The organism is Kitasatospora sp. NPDC049285, assembly GCF_040678815.1.
GTDB lineage: Bacteria > Actinomycetota > Actinomycetes > Streptomycetales > Streptomycetaceae > Kitasatospora.
On record NZ_JBFAQR010000006.1, the window covers coordinates 90,091 to 108,052 of the forward strand.

The following is a 17,962-nucleotide window of genomic DNA, read 5'->3' on the forward strand; positions in this document are numbered from 1 at the left end:
TGGGGTTAACCCCCGGGAGAAGACGGCATCCAGCACCATGGCGCCGCCGGGGCCGCTCCCGGGATGCTGGTGATCGACACCAGCCGGGCGAGAGTGAGGAGAGTGCGCCGCGCATGGGAGAGGAGCCGAAGCGCCCGTCGCTGTACGGGCCGCAGATGTGGCGGCAGGTCGGGCACGGGCTGCTGAACCTGCCGGTCGCACTGGCCGGGTTCGTGTTCACCACCGTGATGCTCACGGTCGGCCTGGGCCTGGCGGTGACGGTGGTCGGGCTGCCGCTGCTGGCCTTCGGGCTGGCCGGCTGCCGCTGGTTCGGGGCGGTCGCCCGGGCCCGCGCCCGCACCGACCTCGGCAGCCGGGTGGGCGAGCCGGTGCCGGTGGAGCCGTCCCGCGCCGGTCTCGGCGGCCGGGTCACCGCGGCGTTGACGGACTCGCTGAGCTGGCGCTCGGCGCTGTACTGCGTGGTACTGCTGCCGTGGGGCGTGCTGACCTTCGCGGTGACGCTGGCGGTGCTGATCGTCGGCTGGCCGGTGCTGCCGTTCGTGATGCGGGCGATGGCCTGGGCGTCCCGGATGCTGGTGGAGAGCCTGCTCTCGCCGAGCGCGCTGTCCGAGCGGGTGCGCGAACTGGAGGACGACCGCGGCGCGGTGGTCGACACCGCCGCGGCCGACCTGCGCCGGATCGAGCGCGACCTGCACGACGGCGCGCAGGCCCGGCTGGTGGCGCTGGCGATGGACCTCGGCCTGGCCAAGGAGAAGCTGTCCGAGGACCCGGAGGCCGCCCGGCACATGGTGGACGCGGCGCACGGCGAGGTGAAGCTCGCCCTGCAGGAGCTGCGCGACCTGGCCCGCGGCATCCACCCGGCGGTGCTCACCGACCGCGGACTGGACGCCGCGCTCTCCTCGGTGGCGGCCCGCTGCACCGTCCCCGGCGGGGTCCGGGTGCACGTCGAGCTGGGCGGCGACCGCCCGGACTCCGCGGTCGAGGGGATCGCCTACTTCACCGTCAGCGAGCTGCTCACCAACGCCTCCAAGCACTCCGGCGCCCGGACCGCCTCGGTGGACCTCTGGCGCCAGGAGGACCGGCTGATGCTGATGGTGCAGGACGACGGCAAGGGCGGCGCCACGGTCCGCCCGGGCGGCGGCCTGGCCGGGCTGGCCGAGCGGGTCGAGTCGGTGGACGGCGTCTTCGTGGTGGACAGCCCCGCCGGCGGCCCCACCTCGGTCACGGTCGAGCTGCCCTGGCGCACCCGCGCCGGCGCCCGCTCCTGACCGACGGCCGGCATGGGCGGGCCCGGAGTGCCGCTTCCCTTGCGCGGTACGGCACTCCGGGCCCGGGTTCGGCGGTGCCAAGGCTTGTCTGACAAGCCCTAGAGCGTCCCGAGGGTGACCTGTGCGGTCTGGTTCTGGCCGCCGCGCTGGTAGCCGACGGTGACCTTGTCGCCGGGGCTGAGCGAGGCCAGTGCGGTGGTCAGCGTGGCGGGCGAGGTGATCTGGGTGTCGTTGATCTTGGTGATCACGTCGCCCGCCTGCAGCCCGGCGGAGGCCGCCGGGCCACCCGAGGTGACCGAGACGATCACCGCCCCGGCCGGCTGGTAGTTGGCGTCGAAGTACGGACGGACCGTCACCCCGAGCGCGGCCCGGCCGGAGTTGGTGACCTTGCCGTCCTTGATCAGCTGGTTGGCGATGCCGGTGACGGTCACCGCCGGGATGGCGAAGCCGATGCCGGGCGCGGCCGAGCCGTTCAGCTCCTGGTCGACGGCGGCCAGCGTGTTGATGCCGATCACCTGGCTGGAGAGGTTGACCAGCGCGCCGCCGCTGTTGCCCGGGTTGATCGCGGCCGAGGTCTGCACCATGTTGCCGATGGTGGCGCCCGGCGAGGTGGCGTTCTTCGGCTCGCTGACGGTCCGTCCGGTGGCCGAGACGATGCCCTGGGTGACCGAGCTGGACAGCCCCAGCGGGCTGCCCATGGCCAGCGTGATCTGCCCGACCTCCACCTTGGAGCTGTCACCGAAGACGGCCGGCTTCAGCCCGCTCGGCGGACTGCTCAGCTTGATCACCGCGAGGTCGGAGTCCGGGTAGGAGCCGACCAGGGTGGCGTCCAGCGGCGTGGTGCTGTTGGCCAGCGTGACGGTGAAGGTCTGCGCGCTGCCGATCACGTGCGCGTTGGTGACGATGTCGCCCTTGTCGTCGAAGACGATCCCCGAGCCGAGGCTGTCCCCCGCGGTGATCTGCACCACCGACGGCAGCACCTGCCCGATCACCCGCTGGTAGTCGTCCTGCAGCTGGTTGCTGCTGGACGGCGTGGCCGCCGCGGAGGCCGGACCGGTGGCCGCCGTCGAGCTGGAGGAACTGGAGCCGGAGCTGGAACAACCGGTGACGAGCAGTCCGGCCGCGGCCAGCAGCGCCATCGGGCCGAGCCACAGCTTGGGCCCGGTGGGCCGGGGCCCGGCCGGGATCGGGCGGGTCGGTTCCTTCTTCGGGCGCACGGCGGCCACCTCCGGTCGCTGGACAGGACTTTGTCAGCATTTCACCGTTATGTCCGGTTGCCCTTGGAGACACACCCAAGTTCGTCCCGGCGACGTCGGACTAGGATCGCGGCATGACCTGGTTGATCACCGGCGGGGCCGGATACATCGGCGGACATGTGGTGCGCGAGCTGGCCGGGGCCGGCGAGCCGGTCGTCGTCCTGGACGACCTGAGCAGCGGATCCGCGGACCGCCTGCCGGCCGGCGTCCCGCTGGTGGTCGGCTCCACCCTCGACCGCCCGCTGCTGGACAAGGTGATCGCCGAGCACGGCGTCACCGGCATCCTGCACATCGCCGCCAAGAAGCAGGTCGGCGAGTCGGTGGCCGAGCCGCTGCGCTACTACCAGGAGAACGTCGAGGGCCTGCGCCTGGTCCTGGAGGCCGCCGTCGCGGGCGGGGTGCGGCGCATCCTGCTCTCCTCCTCCGCCGCGGTCTACGGCATGCCGGACGTCGACCTGGTCACCGAGTCCACCCCGTGCGCGCCGATCAACCCGTACGGCGAGTCCAAGCTGATCGGCGAGTGGCTGCTGAACGCCTCCGCCACCGCGTACGGGATGTCGACCGTGGCGCTGCGCTACTTCAACGTGGCGGGCGCGGCCACGCCGGAGCTGTCCGACGAGGGCGTCACCAACCTGGTCCCGATGGTCTTCGAGCGGCTGACGGCCGGTCAGCCGCCGCGGATCTTCGGCGCCGACTACCCGACCCCGGACGGCACCTGCATCCGCGACTTCATCCACGTCTCGGACATCGCCTCCGCGCACCTGGCGGCGGTCCGTCGGCTGAACGCGGCGGGCGAGGACGAGCAGGTCAACCTGGTGCTGAACATCGGCCGCGGCGAGGGCGTCTCGGTGCGCGAGATGCTCGCCGAGATCGCCGAGGTCACCGGCCTCGACCTGGCCCCCGAGGTCACCCCCCGCCGCCCCGGCGACCCCGCCCGGGTGGTCGCCGCCGCCGACCTGATCCACCGCGAGCTCGGCTGGACCGCCCGCTACGACGTCCGCGAGATGGTCACCTCCGCGTGGGCCGGCTGGCAGCACCGGCACCCGTAACTACCAGGGGAAGGTGCAACACCCAGGGGCTCGGGGGGGGCGGGAGGTACCCCCGGAGCCCCTGGTGGTTACGGCACCGCCGTGCCGTAGAACGCGTCGAGCGCGTAGACGCAGCGGTCCTTGGAGCCGACGAAGACCCGGCCGCCGACGGCGACCGGGGAGCCGGTCAGTTCGCCCTTGGTGCCGAGTTCCCAGCGCAGCCGGCCGGTGGCGAGCTCCAGGGTGTGCAGCGAGTGGTCGCGGCTGCCGAGGTGGACCAGGCCGTCGGCGACGGCCGGGGAGCCGACCAGTTCGCCGCGGGTGGCGTAGCGCCAGCGTTCCCGGCCGGTGGCCGCGTCGAACGCGAACAGGGTGTCGCCCGAGCCGAGCAGCACCGCGCCGTCGGCGACCACGGCGGGCTCGGCGCCCTGTCTGGCGGCCGTGGCGGCCCGCCAGCGGCCCTGCCCGGTGACGGCGTCCAGCGCGTACAGGGTGCCGAGGTAGTCGGCGACGTACACCGCCGCGCCGTCCACCGCGGGCGGGGTGAACAGCACCACCGGCGCGTCGAAGCGCCAGCGCTCGGCACCGGTCGCCGCGTCCAGCGCGTACACCCGCTGACCCGCCGTCACGTACAGCACCCCGCCGCGCTCCACCGGCCGGGACGGCACGTCGCCGCCGACCGGCACCGCCCAGCGCACCCCGCCGCCGCGCGGGTCGACGCAGTGCAGCCGCCCGCCGCCCTGGTAGTACGCGGCACCGCCGACCAGCGCCGGGCCGGACTGCGGGTTCTCGTACTCCTGCTGGGCGTCCTCGGCGCGCCACAGCTCGGCGCCGCTGGCGGCCGAGCGCAGCTGCACCCCGCCGCCGCGGATGCCGCAGCAGAGCACGCCGTCGGCGGCGTCCAGCGAGTACACCCAGCCGTCCAGCGAGCTGCGCCAGCGCTCGGTGCCGTCGGCGACGTCGACGGTGTAGAGGTGCGGGCCGTCGGCGGCGTGCACCCGGCCGTTGTCGACGGCCAGCGCCCAGGCCACGTCGTGGGTCTTGTAGCGGCGCTGCCCGGAGGCGATGTCGAGGGCGTGCACCTCGAAGCTGGAGACGAACAGGGTGCCGTCGGCGACCACGGGGGTGCCCCACACGTCGTTGGACATCCGGAACCGCCAGGGCCGCCAGCGGGCGGCCGGCGGCGCCGCGGGGGCGCTGGTCCGGCGGACCCAGTCGGTGCCGGCCGGCGCGAGGGAGGGCGCGGACGGCTCGACCCGGGGCCCGGGCCCTATCGGCACCTGGGTCCCGGGCAGCCGCACCTCGCCGCCGGGGCGGCCGGGCGGCGGTTGGTGCGGGCGCATCCGCTCGGTGGCCACCTCGGCGACGGCGGAGCCGGGCCCGCCGACCGGGGCGGCCTGCGACGGCGGCGGCTCGGGCGGTGCGAGCGGCTGCGGCGGCACCGCGGGCGCCGCGGCGGGCGGGCGGCGGCTGGAGCGCTTGGCCTCGATCAGGTCCAGCGCGACCGGCGGCAGCCAGTCCCCCGCCTCGCCGGAGGCGTCCGCCCGGGAGAACAGGTGCGGCGCCAGCTCGGCCTGGATCTGAGCGGGCGTCGGACGGTGCTCGGGCGCGGGCCGCATGCAGGCCCGCACCAGGTCCACCAGGTCCACCGGCAGTCCGGACAGGTCGGGTTGGTCGCGCAGCAGCTGGAAGACCGTCTCCACCGGGTTGGAGCCGCGGTACGGCGGGTGCCCGGTGGCGCAGAACACCACCAGCGAGCCGAGCGAGAAGACGTCGCTGGCACCGGTGACGCTGCGGCTGTCCCGGGCCTGCTCGGGCGACATGTAGGCGGGGGTGCCGACCGCGACGTTGGTCATGGTGAGCCGGGTGGTGGAGACCCCGGCGGCGATCCCGAAGTCGATCACCCGCGGCCCGTCCTCGACCACCAGCACGTTGGACGGCTTGAGGTCACGGTGCACCAGGCCCGCGGCGTGGATGGACTGCAGGGCCTCCGCGATGCCGGCGGTCAGCCAGCGCACCGCGCCCACCGGCAGCGGCCCGCAGCCGGTGACCAGGTCCTCCAACGAGGGCGCGGGCACGTACGCGGTGGCCAGCCACGGGACCGCGGCGTCGGCGTCCGCGTCCACCACGGCGGCGGTGTAGAAGCCGCCGACCGTCTTGGCCGCGGCGATCTCACGGGCGAAGCGGACCCGGAACAGGTTGTCCTCGGCGAGCTCGCTGCGCACGGTCTTGATGGCCACCCGGCGCCCGGAGGCCGACCGGGCCAGGTAGACCAGGCCCATCCCGCCCGCGCCGAGCCGGGCGAGCACCTCGAAGGGCCCGATCCGCCTCGGATCGTGCGCCGTCAGCTGGTCCACTCCGCAGCCACCTCCCCTGTCCGCCAGCGCCCCCCGGCGGTGGCGCGCCCACGATTCTCCATTGCCCACCGCCCGGGAGCCAATCTCCCCCGCCCGTGACACGCCCCTCAGCCTCGGCCGCCGGGTCGCTCCGCCGCCCGGAAGGACCGCGGAAGCTGACTTGTCGTCACGCTGTGGGGTCATCAGTGCACGGGGGGGCAACAACACACGCTGAAAAACCGTCGTTTCCCCCCTCGGGCGGACTAATAGTCGCATCACCGAATCGCGCCAAGATCTTGTGGCGGTAAGCTGACGGCATGACAGGACAAGTTCGCACCGTCGACGGTCGCGTCGCCGGGCGGCGCGGACAGGAGACGCGGCAGAAGCTGCTCGACTGCCTCCGCGAGATGCTCAGCACGTCGCCGTACCGGGACGTCAAGGTCATCGACGTCGCCCGTATGGCGGGTACCTCCCCCGCGACCTTCTACCAGTACTTCCCGGATGTCGAGGGCGCAGTCCTTGAGATCGCCGAGGAAATGGCCGAGGACAGCGGCGGGCTCAAAGAGCTCGTCGATGGAAAGTCCTGGGCGGGAAAGACCGGGTTCACCACTTCGGAAGATCTGGTGGACGGATTCCTCGCCTTCTGGCGCAAGAATGACGCCATTCTCCGAGTGGTCACACTCGGTGCCGCGGAAGGGGACAAGCGGTTCTTCAAGATCCGCATGAAGGTCCTCAACTCGGTGGCGGCGCCGCTCACCGAGGCGGTCCGCAACAACCAGGGCAAGACCGACAAGTCGGTCGATCCGTCGGCGATCGCCGGCTCCCTGGTCTCGTTGCTGGCCTCCGCGGCGGAGCACTCGAAGGCGTTCACCTCGTGGGGCGTGAAGGTCAAGGACCTCAAGCCCAACCTGGCGCTCCAGGTGTACCTCGGAGTCACCGGAAAGAAGCCGCCGAAGTAACAGCCGCAGAGCTCAGTCCACCTGGCGTGCGAACCCCGGTTTCCTGTCCGGGGTGTGGCGGACGGCGGCCGTGTCCTCGGGGGAGGTTCGCCGACGTACCGTAGTGCGCCACCCATCTACGGACGCAAGGGGCGGTCGGGAGAGATTCTCCCGACCGCCCCTTCGTCGTGTCCGGCGCCCCGTCGGGGCCGGCCCGGTGTCCCGGGTGCCCGGTCAGGGGCAGCGCACCACCTGGCCGGCGTAGGCCAGGCCGCCGCCGAAGCCGAAGAGCAGCACGGGGTCGCCGCTGGCGAGCTCGCCGCGCGCGACCAGTTTGGAGAGGGCGAGCGGGATGGAGGCGGCGGAGGTGTTGCCGGAGTCGACCACGTCGCGGGCGACCACCGCGTCCTCGGGCAGGCCGAGCTTGCCGGCGATGGCGTCGATGATCCGCAGGTTGGCCTGGTGGGCGACGAAGCCGCGCAGCTGGGACGGGTCGAGGCCGGCCCTCTCGCAGGCCTGGCGGGCCAGCGGGGCGATCTGCGTGGTGGCCCAGCGGAAGACGGTCTGGCCCTGCTGGCTGATGACGGGCTGCCAGCCGCTGATCGCGACGGCGTCGCCCTTCTCCGGCTCGGAGCCCCACACCACCGGGCCGATGCCTGACTGCTCGTCCGGAACCGCCTCGACCACCGCGGCTCCCGCGCCGTCGCCGAAGATCACGCAGGTGGTCCGGTCGGTCCAGTCGATGATGTCGGACATCCGCTCCACCCCGATCACCAGCGCGCGGGTGGCGGCGCCGGCCCGGATCGCGTGGTCGGCGGTGGCCAGCGCGTAGGAGAAGCCGGAGCAGGCGGTGTTCAACTCGTACGCGGCGGGGGTGGGGATGCCGAGCCGGGCGGCGACCGCGGCGGCGGTGCTGGGGCTGCGTTCCACGGCGGTGCAGGTGGCGACCGCGACCAGGTCGATCTGGTCGGCGGAGAACCCGCTGGCGGCCAGCGCCTTCTGGGCGGCCTCGGTGGCGAGGTCGACCAGGGTCTCGGACTCGGCGATGTGCCTGGTGCGGATGCCGACCCGGGTGCGGATCCACTCGTCGTCGGTGTCGACCAGCTTCGCCAACTCGTCGTTGGTGAGGATCTTGGGTGGCTGGTAGTGGCCGAGCGACACGATGCGGGAGGCGGTCATACAGCCACTCAACCGGGTTACCGGTGAGTCGGGCGGTAACACTCTGGCACAGGATCGGGTGCCGGATGCTGTAGGGGCCTCACAACTCGGCGCTGGTCAGGCGGCCAGTGCGGGGGCGTCACCCATGACGATCATCGGATGCATCGCCGGGTCGAGGGTCTTCAGCAGCTCGACGATGTGGTCCTCGGTCAGCGAGATGCAGCCGTGGGTGGGGCCGCCGTGGTCGAGGTGCAGCCAGATGCCGCCGCCCTTGGCGGCGCCCATCGGGAAGCCGGTGTCGAGCGGCGAGGTGCCGGCGACCCGGTTGTAGTTGATCGCGATGACGTAGTCGAAGGAGCCCGCCAGCGGCTCGTTGTTGAAGCCGCGCCCGGACATCTGGAAGGCGTTGTCGCGGTCGTACGGGAGCTTGGCACCGGGGTCGGCCTTGCGGCCGCCGGCGTCGGTGAGCGCGAACAGGCCGATCGGGCTGCGCAGGTCGTTGGCCTTGTGGTCGGCGGTCCAGCCCTTGTACGCGTTGTGCGCGGGCCAGGCCTGGCCGGCCTGCCAGCTGCCGTCGTCGCCGCGGGTCCAGAGCGTGACGGTGGAGTCGGAGGAGTCCTTGTCCTTGCCGCTGGCGACCAGCAGCTGGCGGGTCTCGGCGGGGATCTGGGCGGTCCAGGTGGGGCCGAGACCGGGAATCGCGGTGATCTTGTCGCGGCTGGAGCGGTCCGCGGCCGGGGCGTCGGTGTGCGCTTCGGCGGCCTGCATCGGGACCACCTGCTCGCCGGGCTCGCGGTCCGGGGCGGCGCTGGCGGTCTGCGGGAAGGTCCGGCCCGGGCCGATCGTGAACCAGCCGGCGGCCAGCGCCAGCAGCGTCGCGGTGCCGACGGTGAACTTGCGGGTCCGGCGCGGCTTCGGCTTGCGACGGCGGCCCGCGGCACGGCCCTGGGGCTGCTCGGCCCCGTTCCGGGTGCTCGGCGCGGCGGCCGGGACCCCGCTCCGGGTGCTCGGCGCGGCGGCCGAACGGCGGTGCGAGGCGGCGCGATGGGAACCGGACATGCGGTCGATCCTCCCAGACCCGGAGACCGGTGCGGAACCCGGGACGTGTGATGAGCCTGTGAGCATACGCGGCCGGAAACGTTTCTTCACCGCCGCCGCAGGCCCTCGGTGGTGCGGCGCAGCGCCGCACGCCCCGCGGGTACGACCGCGCCCCGGTGGCCGGTTCCGAATGTCGGAAGCAGCCACCGGGGCGCGGGTCGGGCGGTCGTCAGAGGCGCATCGCCTGCGGGGTCTCGCGGCGCTGGAGGTCCGGGCCGTCGTACTCGCGGATGATCTCGTAGCGGGTGTTGCGCTCGACCGGGCGGAAGCCGGCGTCGCGGATCAGGTCGAGCAGGTCGTCGCGGCCGAGCTTGTTCGGGGTGCCGAAGTTGTCCGCGTCGTGGGTGATCTTGTACTCGACCACCGAGCCGTCCATGTCGTCGGCGCCGTGGCTGAGCGCGAGCTGGGCGGTGGTGACGCCGTGCATCACCCAGAAGACCTTGACGTGCGGGACGTTGTCGAAGAGCAGCCGGGAGACCGCGAAGGTCTTCAGCGCCTCGGCGCCGGTGGCCATCTCGGTGCGGTCCATCAGACGGTTGCGGACCTTGCCGTCCTTGGAGTCGTGGAAGTCGTGCTGGTAGCGCAGCGGGATGAAGACCTGGAAGCCGCCGGTCTCGTCCTGCAGTTCACGCAGCCGCAGCACGTGGTCGACCCGGTGGCGGGGCTCCTCGATGTGGCCGTACAGCATGGTGCACGGGGTCTTGAGACCCTTCTCGTGCGCCAGGCGGTGGATCCGCGACCAGTCCTCCCAGTGGGTGTCGTGGTCGACGATGTGCTGGCGGACCTCCCAGTCGAAGATCTCCGCGCCGCCGCCGGTGAGCGACTCCAGGCCGGCGTCGATCAGCTCGTCGAGGATCTCACTGGCCGTCAGGCCGCTGATCCGCTCGAACCAGTGGATCTCGGTGGCGGTGAAGGCCTTCAGCGAGACGTTCGGCAGCGCGGCCTTGAGCTCCTTGAGGGAGCGCGGGTAGTAGCGCCAGGGCAGCGTCGGGTGCAGGCCGTTGACGATGTGGAGCTCGGTGAGGGACTCCACCTCCATCGCCTTGGCCAGCCGCACGGCCTCCTCGATGCGCATGGTGTACGCGTCCTTCTCGCCCGGCTTGCGCTGGAACGAGCAGTAGGCGCAGGAGGCGCTGCAGACGTTGGTCATGTTGAGGTGGCGGTTGACGTTGAAGTGGACGACGTCGCCGTTCTTCCGCGTCCGCACGTGGTGCGCCAGGCCGCCCAGCCAGGCCAGGTCGTCGCTCTCGTAGAGTGCGATCCCGTCCTCGCGGGTCAGCCGCTCACCGGCGTAGACCTTCGCCTCCAGCTCGCGCTTGAGCCCTGCGTCCATGCGGCGCTCCGCCTCCTTGCGACTTCGATTCGTTGCCGAAGTCGAGACTACGCCTAGGCGGCCAGCAGCTCGGCCAGCAGGGCGGGGTCGAGGTTGCCGCCGCTGACGACGGCGGCGAACACGCGGCCGCCGAGCTCCTCGGCGCGGTGGAAGTAGGCGGCGGGGGCGACCGCGCCGGACGGTTCGGCGACGATCCGGCCGCGCCGGGCGAGCAGCGCGACGGTGGCGCGGATCTCGTCCTCGGAGACCGTCACGATGTCGTCCACGTAGGCGGTGAGGTGCTCGAACGGGAGCACGCCGACGGAGGTGGTGCGCAGGCCGTCGGCGATGGTGCGGTAGGTGTCGGCGACCGGCCAGGCGGTGCGCACCCCGGCGCGCAGGCTGGCCTGGGCGTCGGCGGCGAACTCCGGCTCGACGCCGATCACCCGCACGCCCGGGCAGGCCAGCTTGAGCGCGGCGGCGGTGCCGGAGATCAGTCCGCCGCCGGAGACCGGCACCAGCACGGTGTCCAGCTCGTCGGGGGCGTCCTCGGCGATCTCCACGCCGACGGTGCCCTGGCCCGCGATGATGTACGGGTCGTCGTACGGCGGCACCCAGACGTAGCCGTGCTCGTCGGCCAGCTCGGCGGGGACGGTGTCGCGTTCCTCGGCGGTGACGATGACCACCTCGGCGCCGAACGCGCGGGTGTTCTCGATCTTCACCGCGGGCGAGGTGTCGGGCATGACGATGACCGCCTTGAGGCCGAGGCGCTGCGCCGCGTAGGCCACCGCCTGGGCGTGGTTGCCGCTGGACTGGGCGACCACGCCGCGGGCGCGCTCCTCGTCGGTGAGCGCGGCCAGCCGGTTCATCGCGCCGCGGATCTTGAACGCCCCGGTCGGCTGGAGGTTCTCCGGCTTCAGCCACAGCTCGCGCGGGCCGGACGCGGCCCACGGGCAGGGCAGCAGCGGGGTGCGCACGGCGGTGCCGGCGATCCGCCGCTGCGCGGCGTGCAGTTCCTCCAGGCCGATCAGGGTCATGTCCGCTCCCTCTCGTTGACGGTGCGTCAGTGGCGCGCTTCGCAGCGGACGTTACTCGGCCAGGTCGAGCGGCAGCTCACTGACCCGGTTCTCCCACTTGGTGGAGAGCACCACGGTGGTGCGGGTGCGGGCCACGCCCTTGGTGCCGGACAGCCGCTTGACCACCGACTCCAGGCCCTCGACGTCCGGCACCCGGACCTTGAGCATGTAGGAGTCGTCGCCCGCGATGAACCAGCAGTCCTCCACCTCGGGGAGGTCCTTCAGCCGGTGCGAGACGTCGTCGTGGTCGGCGGCGTCGGTGAGCTGGAGGCCGATCAGTGCCGTCACCCCGTAGCCGAGGCTCGCCGGGTTGACGGTCGCCCGGTAGCCGGTGATCACGCCGGCCTGCTCCAGCCGGTTGATCCGGTCCGTCACGCTCGGCCCGGAGAGGCCCACCAGGCGGCCCAGCTCCGCGTACGAGGCGCGGCCGTTCTCCCTCAGTGCCTGGATGAGCTGTCTGTCCACAGAGTCCATGTGCCTGCCGCGTCCTTCCGAACCTCTCCAGAACCACAGATCATTATCCGGAATCCAAGGCGTCGTGCGCCGATCAACCCGGGTATCCCAGAGAACATACTCTCCCGTAACGAGCCCGCTCACTCGCCCCGGCTCGGGTGGACTTCGCGGTGTCGCGCGGGGGTGCTCGCCGCCTCTCCCAGGCTGCCTGACCAGCGGCGGTACAGCTCGTGCGGGACGCCGACCGCGTCCAGCACCCGGCCGGCCACGAAGTCGACCAGTTCCCGGGCGGTGGAGCCGCCCGCGTAGAAGCCCGGGGAGGCGGGGAGGACGACCGCGCCCTGCTCGTCGAGGGCCACCAGGTGGCGCAGGGTGGCGCCGGTCAGCGGGGTCTCGCGCAGGCAGAGCACCAGCGGGCGGCGCTCCTTCAGGGTGACCGAGGCGGTGCGCTGGAGCAGGTCCTTGGAGAGGCCGAGCGCGATGCCCGCCGCCGCGCCGGTGGTGGCCGGCACCACCAGCATCCCCTTGGCGGGGTACGAGCCGGAGGACGGGCCCGCCGCGAAGTCGCCCGCGGGCCAGTACCGGACGTCCCCCAGCGCCTGCTCGGCGAGGCCCAGCCAGTCGGCCAGGTCGGCCCGCCAGTGGGCGTCCCGGAAGGAGATGCCGGTCTCGTCCAGGATGGTGAGCCGCGCGGCCCGGCTGACGATCAGGTCGACGGCTTCGCCGGCGTCGAGCAGGGCGCGGATCACGGAAGCGGCGTAGGGGGTGCCGGAGGCACCGGAGACGCCGACGATCCAGGGCTTTCGGGTGTTGCTCATGGGGCCCATTGTCGCTGTGGAGCAACCACTGGGGGCTCGGGGAACTGCGAGGCGAGTGTCTGGTGGTCTGAGCTCGGCTGGGGGCCTTGGGAAACCGTCGGCGCCCAGACCTCGCAGCGCCCCGGAACCCGGACCGCCACTCGCCTCGCAGTTCCGCCCCCAGCCCCAAGGGGGGCCGGGAGGTACCCCCAGAGCCCCTGGTTGGGGCGACTTCCCCTCAGAATGGAGGTATGGCAGCGGTGTTGGTGGATCTGACGCATCCGGTGGTGTCCGGGATGCCGGTGTACCCCGGTGATCCCGGAGTGGAGTTGCGGGCGGCGCTCACGGCCGAGGTGGAGGGGGTGAACGTGTTGCAGGTGCACCTGGGGTCGCAGACCGGGACGCACGTGGACGCGCCGTACCACCTGGACGTGCGGTGGCCGACGCTGGACGGGCTGCCGTTGGAGCTGTTCACCGGGCCCGCCGTGGTGGTGGACCTGCGGGAGGTCCCGGCCCGCGGGGCGGTGACGGGGCGTCATCTCGCCGAGGCGCTGGCCGCGTCGGGGCCGGGCACGGTGCTGCTGCTGGCGACGGGCTGGCCCCGGTACTGGGGGACGGACCGCTACTTCGCGCACCCGTACCTGACCGAGGAGGCCGCCCGGGCGATCGTGGACGCCGGGGTGCGCACCGTGGGGATCGATGCGCTGTCGGTGGACCCGACGCCGGACCCGGGCCCTTCGGACCCCGAAGTGGCGCGGCTGCTGGCCGAGTTGGCGGACGAGCACGATCCGGCTCCGGAGCCGCCGACGCTGGCGGCGCACCGGGTGCTGCTGGGCCCGGAGGGCGGCGGGGTGATCGCGGAGAACCTGACGGACCTGACGCTGCTGCTGGAGGCGCAGGCGGCGGGCACGCCGGTCGAGGTGTCGCTGTTCCCGCTGCGGCTGACCGCGGCGGACGGGGCGCCGGTGCGGGCGGTGGCGCGGATCGGCTGAGCGCGGCGCCGGCACCAGCGCCCTTCCGCGGCACCGGACTTGGTCTAGACCAAAGCCGGAGAGCGCCGCTAGGCTCGCGCCCATGGCTGAGGTGATCGGTGTCGTCGAGCGGCTGTGGCGATACCCCGTGAAGTCCACGGGCGGCGAGCTGCTGGACGCCGTCGAGGTGGACGAGCGCGGCCTGGCCGGCGACCGGCTGTACGCCGTCCGGGACGGGGCCGGGAAGCTCGGGTCGGGGAAGAACACCCGGCGCTTCCGCCGGATGGACGGGCTGCTGCGGCTGAGCGCCCGGCTCGGCGCCCGGATCGACGCCCCGGAACTGTTCGACCCGCTGGGCTCACCGGTCGCCGACCCCACCTCCTTCCTGCGCGCCTACCTGGAGCAGGAGGACGTGGAACTCGCCCGCGAGGACGCCGTCTCGCACTTCGACCAGCTGCCGGTGAGCGTGCTGACCACCGCCACCCTGGACTGGGTGGCCGCCGCGGTGCCGATGGCGGTGGTGGACGAGCGCCGGTTCCGCCCGAACGTGCTGCTGCGCACCCCGCCGGGGACGCCGCCGTTCACCGAGGACCGCTGGTTCGGCCGCGAGGGCCGGGTGAAGGGCGGGGTGCGGCTGGCGTTCGTCCGCTCCAGCGAGCGCTGCGCGATGGTGGGCACCCCGCAGCCGGGCCTGCCGCACGCGCCGGAGATCCTCAAGACGCTGGTCCACGAGCACGACGGGCGGCTGGACGCGCTGGCCACCGTCGACCGGCCGGGCCGACTGCGGGTCGGCGACGCGTTGACGCTGCACTGACCCCGCGTCAGCACCGGCCCCGCAGCGGCCGGATGCCCGTCACGGGACCTTCCGGACCAGGCAGAACGGGTGCCCGGCGGGGTCGACGTACACCGTCCAGGTCGGCTTGCGGTCCTTGACCTCGGCGCCGAGTTCCAGCGCCCGCCGCTCGGCGACGGCCAGGTCCTCGACCTCGATGTCCAGGTGGAGCTGCTGCGGGTGCGCGGGGTCGGGCCAGATCGGCGGGCGGAAGTCCGGGGCCCGCTGGAAGCAGAGCACCATCCCGTCGGGCAGGTGGACCGTCGACCAGTCGTCGTCCGGCGACCAGCGCGCGTCGGGGCGGTCGACCTCGCCGCCGAGCAGGCCCGCGTAGAAGTGGGCCAGGCCCGCCGGGTAGTGGCAGTCCAGCACCACGCACTGCAGTACGCCGATCATCAGACCTCACCGTCCTGGTCGCTCGATGCCCGTGCTTCCAGCATGGCGCATCGCCGGGCGGGGTGGCGGTTCATCCGGCGGGGGCGCCGTCCGCCCAGCTCAGCGCCGGGTCGGACGGTCCGTCAGGTGGCGTGACGGCGCAGCAACGAAAACCCCGGCCAATCAGGACGCCGACGTCCGGAAGGCCGCCGTCCGGGCGCTGGCGGGGGCGGTCGCCGGGCCGGGGGTGGCGCAGGCGCTGCGGGAGCGGCTGGCCGACGCCGATGCGGACGTCCGGGCGTACGCGCGGCTCGCGTTGCGGGGGTAGGCGCCCCCTCGGACGCGAGGAGGCCCGTCGCTGCCACCTGGACGGTGGCGGCGACGGGCCTTCGGGGGGTGGCGGGGGCCGGCTCGCGGCCCGGGTGCGCACGCCGGTTACTTGGGGTCGCGGTCGAACTGGCTCTTGGACCAGCGGTAGCCGAGGACGGTGAGGGCGAGGCACCAGGCCAGCGCGATCCACCAGTTGTTGCCGATCGCGGTGCCGAGGAGCAGTCCGCGCAGGGTTTCGATGGCGGGGGTGAAGGGCTGGTACTGGGCGATCGGCTGGAACCAGCCGGGCATCGAGTGCAGCGGGACGAAGGCGCTGGAGATCAGCGGCAGCAGGATCAGCGGCATCGCGCTGTTGGAGGCGGCCTCCGCGTTCGGGCTGCCCATGCCCATGCCGACGGCGATCCAGGTCAGGGCGAGCGAGAACGCGGCGAGCAGGCCGAGGGCGGCGAGCCACTCCAGCGCGGTGGCGCCGGTGGTGCGGAACCCGATCGCCAGGCCGACCGCGCCGACCAGGAGGACGCTGGCCACGGCCTGGATGACGCTGCCGACGACGTGTCCGATCAGCACCGAGCCGCGGTGGATGGCCATGGTGCGGAAGCGGGCGATGATGCCCTCGGTCATGTCGGTGGCGACCGAGACGGCGGTGCCGATGGTGGTGGAGCCGATGGTCATCAGCAGGATGCCGGGCAGCAGGTAGGCGATGTAGGCGGTGCGGCCGCCGGACATCCCGGCGCTCATGGTGTCGCCGAAGATGTAGACGAAGAGCAGCAGCAGCATCACCGGGGTGAGCAGCAGGTTCAGCGTCAGCGAGGGGTAGCGGCGGGCGTGCAGCAGGTTGCGGCGCAGCATCGTGGACGAGTCGCGCACGGCCAGGGCGAGGGTGCTCATCGGGCGTTCTCCTTCGACTGAGCGGGCTGGTTCTGGGCGGGGACGGTGGTGGCGCCGGTGAGGGCGAAGAAGACGTCGTCGAGGTCGGGGGTGTGGACGGTGAGTTCGTCGGCTTCGATGTGGGCGGTGTGGAGGCGGTCGAGGAGGGTGCGCAGGTCGTGTTGGCTGCCGTCGCTGGGGAGTTGGAGGGCGAGGGCGTCGTCGTCGGGGGCGGCGTCGGGGAGGGCGGTGGCGGCGTGGCGGTAGGCGGTGGGGTCGGTGAAGCGGAGGCGGACGTGGCCGCCGGGGATGAGGCGCTTGAGTTCGTCGGCGGTGCCTTCGGCGACGATGTGACCGTGGTTGAGGACGGCGATGCGGTCGGCGAGTTGGTCGGCTTCCTCGAGGTACTGGGTGGTGAGCAGGACGGTGACGCCGTCGCGGACGAGGTCGCGGATGATCTGCCACATGGCGTGGCGGGCGCGGGGGTCGAGGCCGGTGGTGGGTTCGTCGAGGAAGATGATGCGGGGGCTGCCGACCAGGGTCATGGCGATGTCGAGGCGGCGCTTCATGCCGCCGGAGTAGGACGCGGCGGGCTTCTGGGCGGCGTCCAGGAGGTCGAGGCGGGTGAGGAGTTCGGTGGTGACGCGGCGGCCCTCGGTCTTGGGGAGGTGGTGCAGGTCGGCCATCAGGAGCATGTTCTCCTCGCCGGTGATCAGGCCGTCGACGGCGGAGAACTGGCCGGTGACGCCGATCGCGGCGCGGACCCGCTGCGGCGCCTTCGCCACGTCGTGGCCGGCCACCTGGGCCTGGCCCTCGTCGGCGGAGATCAGGGTGGAGAGGATCTTGACGGCGGTGGTCTTGCCGGCACCGTTCGGGCCCAGCAGGGCGAAGATCGTCCCGGCGGGGACGGCCAAGTCGATGCCGTCCAGGACGGTCTTGTCGCCGTAGGACTTGCGCAGCCCGACGGCGGAGATGGCCGGTTCGGTCATGACGGGGGTACTCCTTCGGTTTCGGTGGGGCGGGGAGGGGCGGGCCCGGCGGTGCGCCGGGCCCGTGGCACGCGGGACTGACGAGGGGTCAGAGGCTGCGGGCGGTGATGTCGCCCTGGGCGGTGGTCGCCTGGATGTGCAGTGCGGTCTCGCCGGCGTTCGCCAGCGCGTTGTGGATCCGGCCGTGGCCGGTGCCCGCGTCCAGCGACGCCGACACCCCGGCGGCCGCGCCGACCTCGATGGCGCCCAGGTCGGTGCGCAGCACCAGGCTTCCGCGCACCGCCTCGGCGATCCGGATGCCGCCCTTGCGGGTGCTGACCTCGGCCGGGCCGGTCAGCCGGCCGATCTCCACGTCGCCGGACTGCAGGACCACCCGGCCGCCCGCCGCCTCGTCGAGCTTGACCGGGCCCAGCGCCACCTCGACGGCGACGTCGCCCAGGCGTCCGACGCCGCGGATCTCGCCGGCCGCCGCCTTCGCCTCCACCCGGGAGCCGGCGGGCAGCTGGACGGTCACCTCGACCGACCCGGACGAGCCCAGCAGCCGGTTCGCCGGCTCGGCCGCGGTCACCCGCAGCAGACCGTCGCGGTAGCCGATCTCGACCTGCTCGGCGGCCTTCACGTCCCGGCTCTTCGACGGGTCCGCGGGCCGCACGTCGACCACGCTGTCCGCGCGGTCGGCGGCGATGAACCGGACCAGCCCGGCCGGGACGTCCAGCACGACGGTGATCGGCGCGGGGGTGTCGAACTTCTGCATGGTGTGCTCCTTGGTTTCGCTTCTCTCGTTTCCGACTTCGCAAACGCTACGTTGCGTTCATGAACTCGGCAACGCCCTTGTTGCATCCAACTCCCATCACCGCAGGTCAAACTGGGGAAATCAT

General features: G+C 72.8%; 17 protein-coding genes. 5 read left to right on the forward strand and 12 right to left on the reverse strand.

The features are described from left to right. Positions 1-113: 113 nt before the first annotated feature. Positions 114-1,268 (forward strand): sensor histidine kinase, encoded by a 1,155-nt coding sequence (locus AB0K51_RS06540; protein WP_363451191.1) that lies wholly within the window; start codon positions 114-116, stop codon positions 1,266-1,268. A 98-nt stretch (positions 1,269-1,366) separates the two neighbouring features. Here the strand turns inward: AB0K51_RS06540 and AB0K51_RS06545 are convergent, their stop codons facing one another. Beyond that, the gene (locus tag AB0K51_RS06545; protein ID WP_363451422.1) at positions 1,367-2,407 is read right to left on the reverse strand and encodes a trypsin-like peptidase domain-containing protein; all 1,041 of its coding nucleotides are present in this window, start codon (positions 2,405-2,407) and stop codon (positions 1,367-1,369) included. Between the two features lie 191 nt (positions 2,408-2,598). On the opposite strand from AB0K51_RS06545, the gene galE reads away from it, so the two are divergent. Then, entirely contained in the window at positions 2,599-3,573 is a 975-nt protein-coding gene (gene galE / locus AB0K51_RS06550; RefSeq protein WP_363451194.1) for a UDP-glucose 4-epimerase GalE, read from the forward strand. 68 nt (positions 3,574-3,641) lie between these two features. Here the strand turns inward: galE and AB0K51_RS06555 are convergent, their stop codons facing one another. Next, positions 3,642-5,909, reverse strand: a complete 2,268-nt coding sequence (locus AB0K51_RS06555) for a serine/threonine-protein kinase (protein WP_363451196.1) — start codon at positions 5,907-5,909, stop codon at positions 3,642-3,644. A 296-nt stretch (positions 5,910-6,205) separates the two neighbouring features. Here AB0K51_RS06555 and AB0K51_RS06560 point away from each other — a divergent pair, with 296 nt between their 5' ends. Continuing rightward, positions 6,206-6,847, forward strand: coding sequence for a TetR family transcriptional regulator (locus AB0K51_RS06560; protein ID WP_363451198.1), 642 nt, complete (start codon positions 6,206-6,208; stop codon positions 6,845-6,847). A gap of 213 nt (positions 6,848-7,060) precedes the next feature. Here the strand turns inward: AB0K51_RS06560 and AB0K51_RS06565 are convergent, their stop codons facing one another. The 6 genes from AB0K51_RS06565 to AB0K51_RS06590 form a co-directional block, all read right to left on the reverse strand. Beyond that, positions 7,061-8,005, reverse strand: a complete 945-nt coding sequence (locus AB0K51_RS06565; RefSeq protein ID WP_363451201.1) for a beta-ketoacyl-ACP synthase III — start codon at positions 8,003-8,005, stop codon at positions 7,061-7,063. A gap of 96 nt (positions 8,006-8,101) precedes the next feature. Continuing rightward, on the reverse strand, positions 8,102-9,043 hold the full coding sequence (locus AB0K51_RS06570) for a L,D-transpeptidase family protein (protein WP_363451203.1): 942 nt from the start codon (positions 9,041-9,043) through the stop codon (positions 8,102-8,104). Positions 9,044-9,251: 208 nt separating this feature from the next. Further along, positions 9,252-10,415, reverse strand: a complete 1,164-nt coding sequence (mqnE, locus tag AB0K51_RS06575) for an aminofutalosine synthase MqnE (protein ID WP_363451205.1) — start codon at positions 10,413-10,415, stop codon at positions 9,252-9,254. A 53-nt stretch (positions 10,416-10,468) separates the two neighbouring features. After that, a complete protein-coding gene (locus AB0K51_RS06580; protein WP_363451207.1) occupies positions 10,469-11,431 on the reverse strand; it encodes a threonine/serine dehydratase in 963 nt (320 codons plus the stop codon). A gap of 51 nt (positions 11,432-11,482) precedes the next feature. After that, positions 11,483-11,944, reverse strand: coding sequence for an Lrp/AsnC family transcriptional regulator (locus AB0K51_RS06585; RefSeq protein ID WP_363451209.1), 462 nt, complete (start codon positions 11,942-11,944; stop codon positions 11,483-11,485). Between the two features lie 119 nt (positions 11,945-12,063). Next, a complete protein-coding gene (locus AB0K51_RS06590) occupies positions 12,064-12,741 on the reverse strand; it encodes a UbiX family flavin prenyltransferase (RefSeq protein ID WP_363451211.1) in 678 nt (225 codons plus the stop codon). Positions 12,742-12,971: 230 nt separating this feature from the next. Between AB0K51_RS06590 and AB0K51_RS06595 the strand changes: the two genes are divergently transcribed. After that, positions 12,972-13,712, forward strand: a complete 741-nt coding sequence (locus tag AB0K51_RS06595; RefSeq protein ID WP_363451213.1) for a cyclase family protein — start codon at positions 12,972-12,974, stop codon at positions 13,710-13,712. 82 nt (positions 13,713-13,794) lie between these two features. Beyond that, a complete protein-coding gene (locus tag AB0K51_RS06600) occupies positions 13,795-14,505 on the forward strand; it encodes an MOSC N-terminal beta barrel domain-containing protein (protein WP_363451215.1) in 711 nt (236 codons plus the stop codon). 39 nt (positions 14,506-14,544) lie between these two features. Here the strand turns inward: AB0K51_RS06600 and AB0K51_RS06605 are convergent, their stop codons facing one another. From AB0K51_RS06605 to AB0K51_RS06620, 4 genes are all read right to left on the reverse strand, one after another. Continuing rightward, positions 14,545-14,919: a VOC family protein gene (locus tag AB0K51_RS06605; protein WP_363451217.1), complete on the reverse strand. Its 375-nt coding sequence runs from the start codon at positions 14,917-14,919 to the stop codon at positions 14,545-14,547. Between the two features lie 414 nt (positions 14,920-15,333). Beyond that, the gene (locus AB0K51_RS06610) at positions 15,334-16,116 is read right to left on the reverse strand and encodes an ABC transporter permease (RefSeq protein WP_363451219.1); all 783 of its coding nucleotides are present in this window, start codon (positions 16,114-16,116) and stop codon (positions 15,334-15,336) included. Further along, a complete protein-coding gene (locus AB0K51_RS06615; protein ID WP_363451221.1) occupies positions 16,113-17,084 on the reverse strand; it encodes an ATP-binding cassette domain-containing protein in 972 nt (323 codons plus the stop codon). Before AB0K51_RS06615 ends, AB0K51_RS06610 begins: the two co-directional genes overlap by 4 nt. Before the next feature lie 88 nt (positions 17,085-17,172). Further along, positions 17,173-17,838, reverse strand: a complete 666-nt coding sequence (locus tag AB0K51_RS06620) for a DUF4097 family beta strand repeat-containing protein (RefSeq protein WP_363451223.1) — start codon at positions 17,836-17,838, stop codon at positions 17,173-17,175. Between the last annotated feature and the right edge of the window lie 124 nt (positions 17,839-17,962).

Coding starts and splice junctions, on each gene's coding strand:
- AB0K51_RS06540 (WP_363451191.1), top strand. CDS start 114: ATGGGAGAGGAGCCGAAGCGCCCGTCGCTGTACGGGCCGCAGATGTGG.
- AB0K51_RS06545 (WP_363451422.1), bottom strand. CDS start 2,407: ATGGCGCTGCTGGCCGCGGCCGGACTGCTCGTCACCGGTTGTTCCAGC.
- galE (WP_363451194.1), top strand. CDS start 2,599: ATGACCTGGTTGATCACCGGCGGGGCCGGATACATCGGCGGACATGTG.
- AB0K51_RS06560 (WP_363451198.1), top strand. CDS start 6,206: ATGACAGGACAAGTTCGCACCGTCGACGGTCGCGTCGCCGGGCGGCGC.
- AB0K51_RS06565 (WP_363451201.1), bottom strand. CDS start 8,005: ATGACCGCCTCCCGCATCGTGTCGCTCGGCCACTACCAGCCACCCAAG.
- AB0K51_RS06570 (WP_363451203.1), bottom strand. CDS start 9,043: ATGTCCGGTTCCCATCGCGCCGCCTCGCACCGCCGTTCGGCCGCCGCG.
- mqnE (WP_363451205.1), bottom strand. CDS start 10,415: ATGGACGCAGGGCTCAAGCGCGAGCTGGAGGCGAAGGTCTACGCCGGT.
- AB0K51_RS06580 (WP_363451207.1), bottom strand. CDS start 11,431: ATGACCCTGATCGGCCTGGAGGAACTGCACGCCGCGCAGCGGCGGATC.
- AB0K51_RS06585 (WP_363451209.1), bottom strand. CDS start 11,944: ATGGACTCTGTGGACAGACAGCTCATCCAGGCACTGAGGGAGAACGGC.
- AB0K51_RS06590 (WP_363451211.1), bottom strand. CDS start 12,741: ATGAGCAACACCCGAAAGCCCTGGATCGTCGGCGTCTCCGGTGCCTCC.
- AB0K51_RS06595 (WP_363451213.1), top strand. CDS start 12,972: ATGGCAGCGGTGTTGGTGGATCTGACGCATCCGGTGGTGTCCGGGATG.
- AB0K51_RS06600 (WP_363451215.1), top strand. CDS start 13,795: ATGGCTGAGGTGATCGGTGTCGTCGAGCGGCTGTGGCGATACCCCGTG.
- AB0K51_RS06605 (WP_363451217.1), bottom strand. CDS start 14,919: ATGATCGGCGTACTGCAGTGCGTGGTGCTGGACTGCCACTACCCGGCG.
- AB0K51_RS06610 (WP_363451219.1), bottom strand. CDS start 16,116: ATGAGCACCCTCGCCCTGGCCGTGCGCGACTCGTCCACGATGCTGCGC.
- AB0K51_RS06615 (WP_363451221.1), bottom strand. CDS start 17,084: ATGACCGAACCGGCCATCTCCGCCGTCGGGCTGCGCAAGTCCTACGGC.
- AB0K51_RS06620 (WP_363451223.1), bottom strand. CDS start 17,838: ATGCAGAAGTTCGACACCCCCGCGCCGATCACCGTCGTGCTGGACGTC.